2 protein-coding genes are annotated in these 5,360 nt (G+C 69.2%); both read right to left on the bottom strand.

Going from position 1 to position 5,360, the window contains the following annotated elements; genetic code table 11:
* Window positions 1-2,511 (bottom strand): heterodisulfide reductase-related iron-sulfur binding cluster (locus ACRDUX_RS00025; protein WP_526409800.1); only part of this gene is annotated, 2,511 nt, incomplete at its 3' end.
* Between the two features lie 346 nt (window positions 2,512-2,857).
* Entirely contained in the window at window positions 2,858-5,341 is a 2,484-nt protein-coding gene (iniR, locus tag ACRDUX_RS00020; RefSeq protein WP_526409798.1) for an isoniazid response ATPase/transcriptional regulator IniR, read from the bottom strand.
* Between the last annotated feature and the right edge of the window lie 19 nt (window positions 5,342-5,360).

Raw genomic sequence — 5,360 nt, 5'->3', positions numbered from 1 at the left:
GCCCTTGACGGGTGGCGCGGCCGGGGCGTCCGGGGTTGTCCCCGTGGTGCTTTCGGGGGTGGTCGCCGCGGGGGCGGCAGGCTTCTTGCCGGGTCGGCGGGCTCCCGTCGCGATGCCCAGGCCGCCCTTGGCGGGCGCCGCGGGTGCGGCAGGGGCGTCGGTGGCGTCCGCCTTGGCCGCGGGTTCGGCCTCTTCCTGCTCGACGACCGGCTTGGCCTCCGCAGGAGCGGTATCGACCCTGGCTGCCTCGGTCTTCTCCCGCTCGGCCGCGCGGGCGGCGGCGAACTCGGCTGCGGCACCCTTGGCGGGCAGTGTGACCGCGTCCTTGTCCAGCGACGCGAGCAGCAGCTGGGCCACGTCGAGGACCTCGGCCTCCTTGCCCATCTCCTCGGCCTTGTCGCCGACGCCGTCGGTCATCATCACGCGGCAGAACGGGCAGCCGGTGGCGATCTTCGATGCGTCGGTGTTCAGCGCCTCTTCCACGCGCTCGTGGTTGACGCGCTTGCCGATGTGCTCTTCCATCCACATCCGCGCACCGCCCGCACCGCAGCACAGGCCGCGGTCGGCGTGGCGGGGCATCTCGGTGAGCGTGGCGCCCGAGGCCCCGATCAGCTCGCGGGGCGCGGAGTACTCCTTGTTGTGGCGGCCGAGGTAGCAGGGGTCGTGGTAGGTCACGTCCTGGCTCACCGGGCTCACCGCGACCAGCTTCTTGTCACGGACCAGCCGGTTCAGCAGCTGTGTGTGGTGCACCACGGTGTAGTTGGACCCCAGCTGCGGATACTCGCGACCGAGGGTGTTGAAGCAGTGCGGGCAGGTCACGACGATCTTGCGGTCGACCGTCTCGACGCCCTCGAAGAGCTCGTTGATGGTCTCGACGTTCTGTGAAGCCAACTGCTGGAACAGGAACTCGTTACCCGCGCGACGGGCCGAGTCGCCGGTGCACGTCTCGCCGGTGCCGAGAACGAGGAACTTGACGCCCGCCGTCGCGAGCAGCTCGGCGACGGCTTTGGTGGTCTTCTTGGCGCGGTCCTCGAGGGCGCCGGCGCAGCCCACCCAGAACAGGTACTCGAAGCCGTCGAAGGAGTCGACGTCCTCGCCGTACACGGGCACGTCGAAGTCGACCTCGTCGATCCACTTGCTGCGTTCCTTGGAGCTCTGACCCCATGGGTTGCCTGCCCGCTCGAGGTTCTTGAACAGCACGCCGAGCTCGCCGGGGAACTCCGACTCGACCATCACCTGGTAGCGGCGCATGTCGACGATGTGGTCGATGTGCTCGATGTCCACCGGGCACTGCTCGACGCAGGCGCCGCAGGTGGTGCAGGACCACAGGACGTCGGGGTCGATGACACCGCCCTCTTCGAGGGTCCCGACGAGCGGGCGGGTGGCCTGCGCAGGGCCGGAGCCGAGGATGCGCTCGAAACCGGACTCCGGGACGGCGTGCGTCTCTGCGTGCTTCTCGCCGCGAAGCTCCTCGCCGACGCCGCCCTCCGCGGTGTTCTCCAGCGGGGTCTCCGCATCACCGAGGATGTACGGCGCCTTGGCGAAGAGGTGGTCGCGCAGGTTCATGATGACGAGCTTGGGAGACAACGGCTTACCGGTGTTCCAGGCGGGGCACTGGGACTGGCAGCGGCCACACTCGGTACACGTCGTGAAGTCGAGATAGCCCTTCCACGTGAAGTCCTCGATCTTGCCGCGGCCAAGGACGACGTCCTCGGCGGGATCCTCGAAGTCGACGTATTCGCCGTTGTACTCCATCTGCAACAGCGGGCCCAGTCCATTGGGCAGGCGCTTGAACGTCACGTTGACCGGCGCCAGGCCGATGTGAAGGTGCTTGGAGTGCAGGACGATCAGCAGGAAGACGAGCGCAACGCCGAGGTGCAGCAGCAGTGCGACGCGCTCGATGATCTCGTTGGGCGTCTCGCCGAGCGGAGCCAGTATTGCACCCATGCCGTGCGAGAAGAAGGCCCCCCACCCGTAGGGCAGGTTCTCCGTTGCCACGGAGGCCCCGCGGAACAGCGCGTAGGTCCACACGACGTTGAAGATCATGACGAGGATGAGCCAGGCGCCGCCGGTGTGTGAACCGTAGAAGCGGGAGTCGCGGCCGTACTCCTTGGGCTCCGAACGCAGTCGGATGATCGCGAACGTGATGATGCCGAGCAGCACCGCGAGCGCGAAGAAGTCCTGCAGGAAGCCCAGCGCGTCCCAGTGCCCGACGAACGGGATGGCGAACTTCGGGTAGAACAGCACGCCGAATGCTTCGAGGTAGACCGAGGCCAGGACGAAGAAGCCCCACATGGTGAAGAAGTGGGCGATGCCGGGGACCGACCACCGCAGCAGTCGAGTTTGCCCGAAGACCTCGGTGAACTGGGTGGTGATACGGGTCTTGAGGTTGTCCTTGCGGGCGCCCTCGTCGATCGTCTTCTGGCCGGACCGGATCAGGTTCGTCAGGAACAGCACCCGCTTGGCGGCGAAGGCCAGCACGACGATGATCATCACTACGCCGATGATCATCGTGATCAGAACTAGGGCGTCTGTATCCACCGCGAGCCTCCCAAATCCAAGTTACTGAACAGTAAGAAGTCTGGTTACTGATCGGTAACTTACGCTAGATGCCAGCTCATAGTGGCATCCGGTAGTTTGGCGCCGCTACATAGGTTGGCCTAACTCACCGGTCGGTCGCCTTCGCCATCCACCGAGGCCGGGGTCGACGACGACGGGCCTGCGGGCGGCGATCCGGCCGTTGACATTGAAGCCACGCTGCTCGTGGTGCCCGGCGGGGGTGCTCGCTCACGGCCGCGCGAGTCCGTGTGCCGCGCGGTCCCTGTCGACTTGCTGTGGCGGTTGTCACGTTCGCAGTTCAGCCAGGAGCGCCGAGAATCGCCCGCAGCATCGAGATCAGCTCCGATCGCGACTCCGCTCCCAACCTTCGCCGGATCCGCGCCACGTGGTGTTCGACGGTCTTCGCCGAGATGAAGAGCTGACTCCCGATGTCGCGGTACGGCATGCCCTGCAGCAGCAACTCCGCGACCTCCCGCTCCCGGTCGGACAGCCGTGACGCTCGGGCCATCGACGATTGCCGCTGGGGTGCGGCCATGGCGGGGGCTTCGGCGAAGTCGGCGGCGTCCTCGCCCCCGGATGCGCTGAGTTTGAGGTCGCGAGCCAACTGGAGCATGGCCCCGGAGGCGCGCCCGTCGGGAGTCTGGAGTGCGGCTTGGCTGGCCAGCCGGGTGGCATCCCAGGTGAGGCCGAACTGCGTCAGGGAGCGGGCCGCCGCGGTCACCTCGTCGGTGTCGACCTGATTGGCCAGGACCCGAAGCCAGGTCCGTCCCGCAGTGGCCAGGGCCCGTGCGAACGAACTCCTGCCCGCAGCCGCCGCCAGCGCCTGCCCGTGTGGCGCCACCGAACCAGGGGAGTTCGCGAGAATGCCCGCATGAACGCCCGCCCAGTGCAGCGGGACCGACCACAGTGGCGGATTGTCAAGCCTCGCAAGAAGATCGAACGCCTCGTCAAGCGCAGGCTGAATGAGATCCACCTGGCGCACGCGGGCCGCGGCCACCCACAGCTCGCCGAGTGGCAGCAGTGCGAACAGGTCCATCGAGTACTCGGTGAGCACCTCCATGGCCGTGTACCAGTGCTTCTGCACGGCTCCGCTGTCTCCGGACCGGCGCGCCACGGCCGTTTGCAGCGCCGCGGCCCACAACGCGTCGCGGCGGTGCAGGGTCTCACCCGCCACCGCGGCGGCGTCGGCCCCCGCGGCAGACAGCTGGCCGTCCAGCATGCGGGCCCAGCCGAGCAACAGCGTGTGGCGGTGCGCGGCGAAACCCTCGTCGGCACCGGTACTTCGGACGGCGCGGCCGATGACGCTGCGGGCGCGGACCGAGTCCCCACCGTGCAGAGCCGCCAACGTCACCAACGCGGCAGGCGTGTCGGGGGTGACGACGGCGGACGGCTGTTCCGACATCGACTGCGCCAGCCGGGCAATGGCTGCCGGATAGGTGCCGTCGAGCGTCAGCAGCATGCCCTCGGCGAGACCGCGAGCGGCGCGGGCGGTCGACGTCGGAGGTCCCGAGGAGTCGACGTTCAGGGCCGCGCGCGCGGATGCGACGTCGCCGACCCCGAGCGCGGCGACCACGCCAGCAGATCCCACGACGGCATCCGAGTAGGGGCCCAGCCAGCGGAACAATTCGGCGGCCTGCGCGGCACTCCCGTCGTGCATGGCGACGCTCGCCGCGATGCGCACGGCCGCCGCCCTCTCGGCGGGCACGTCGGAGGAGAGCAGCTCGTCGGCGAGCCGCCCGGCCGTCGCGCAGTCCCCGGTCAGCGCCAACGCGTCGGCGAGGTTGGCATTGAGCTCGCTGGCCCCGACCTCGGTGGCCGCCCGATATAGCCGAGCCGCCCTCGCCGGATGGCCCTGGCTGCGCGCGGCGAGATCGGTGAGTGCGTCGGCCAACTGAGCGTCGCGCAGCCCGTGCTCGGCGAGGCGCAGCGCAAGATCCATCGAGAGCGTCGACTTGTCGATCTGGGTGCGCAACAGTGAGATCTCGACGTGGTGGTGCCGCGCCGCACCGATGATCTGCGCGAGGCTCTGGTGCAGCGCAGCGGCGAACGCGGGGCTGTGCGACGGAGCGATCAACCCGCTGGCGCGGGCGACGTCGACGAGTCGCTGCGCCTGCTCCTGGTCCGCTCCGAGCGCGGCGCCGACATCGTCGGGGCCCAGTTCCTGACTCAGCGACGAGAGCAGCAGGGTGTCGAGCACCGGTTCGTCGACCCGCCGCAGCCGCTCGATCAGCGCGACCCGGGTCGCTGCGGTAATGGCCTCGGCTCCTGCCTCTCCGTCGGGCTTGCTCACCGCCGCCACCGCGGGGTGCACGAGGAACGGCAGCCCCGCGGTCGCCGTCATCAGGGCCCGGACCACCTCCGACGATGGCGTGGAACCGAGTGACTCTGAGGCGATGCGGTTCACCTCCGACGGCGTGAGCGGGTCGAGCGACACGATGGGTGCCTCCCGCGACATCGCCGTGCGCAGCGCCGCGAGCGCGGGATGGTGCGACAACGGCTCGGCGGCGATCACCACCGTGGCGGCGGGGTCGCCGACGAGTTCGACAAGCCGTCCCAGATCAGCGGCGCCGAGCAGGTGGGCGTCGTCGATGACGACGGCGGCACCGCTCGGGTCGCCGTCGCGCGGCGCCCTCGCGATCACGGTGCCCCCCGCCGCCCGCAACGCAGCCCGGATTTCGGCGAGCGCCGTCGTCTTCCCGGTGCCGACGCCGCCGGACACCAGAACCTTCGCGGGCTCTGTCGGCGACGACGTCAACGCCGCGACCGCGTCGCTGGCGGTCACTGACTCTCGGGTACCACCG

It is taken from the genome of Mycobacterium sp. (genome assembly GCF_050701675.1).
In the GTDB taxonomy this organism is placed as follows: Bacteria; Actinomycetota; Actinomycetes; order Mycobacteriales; family Mycobacteriaceae; genus Mycobacterium.
Note: the sequence above shows the minus strand (reverse complement) of the source record. Positions and strands in the feature narration are given on the sequence as shown.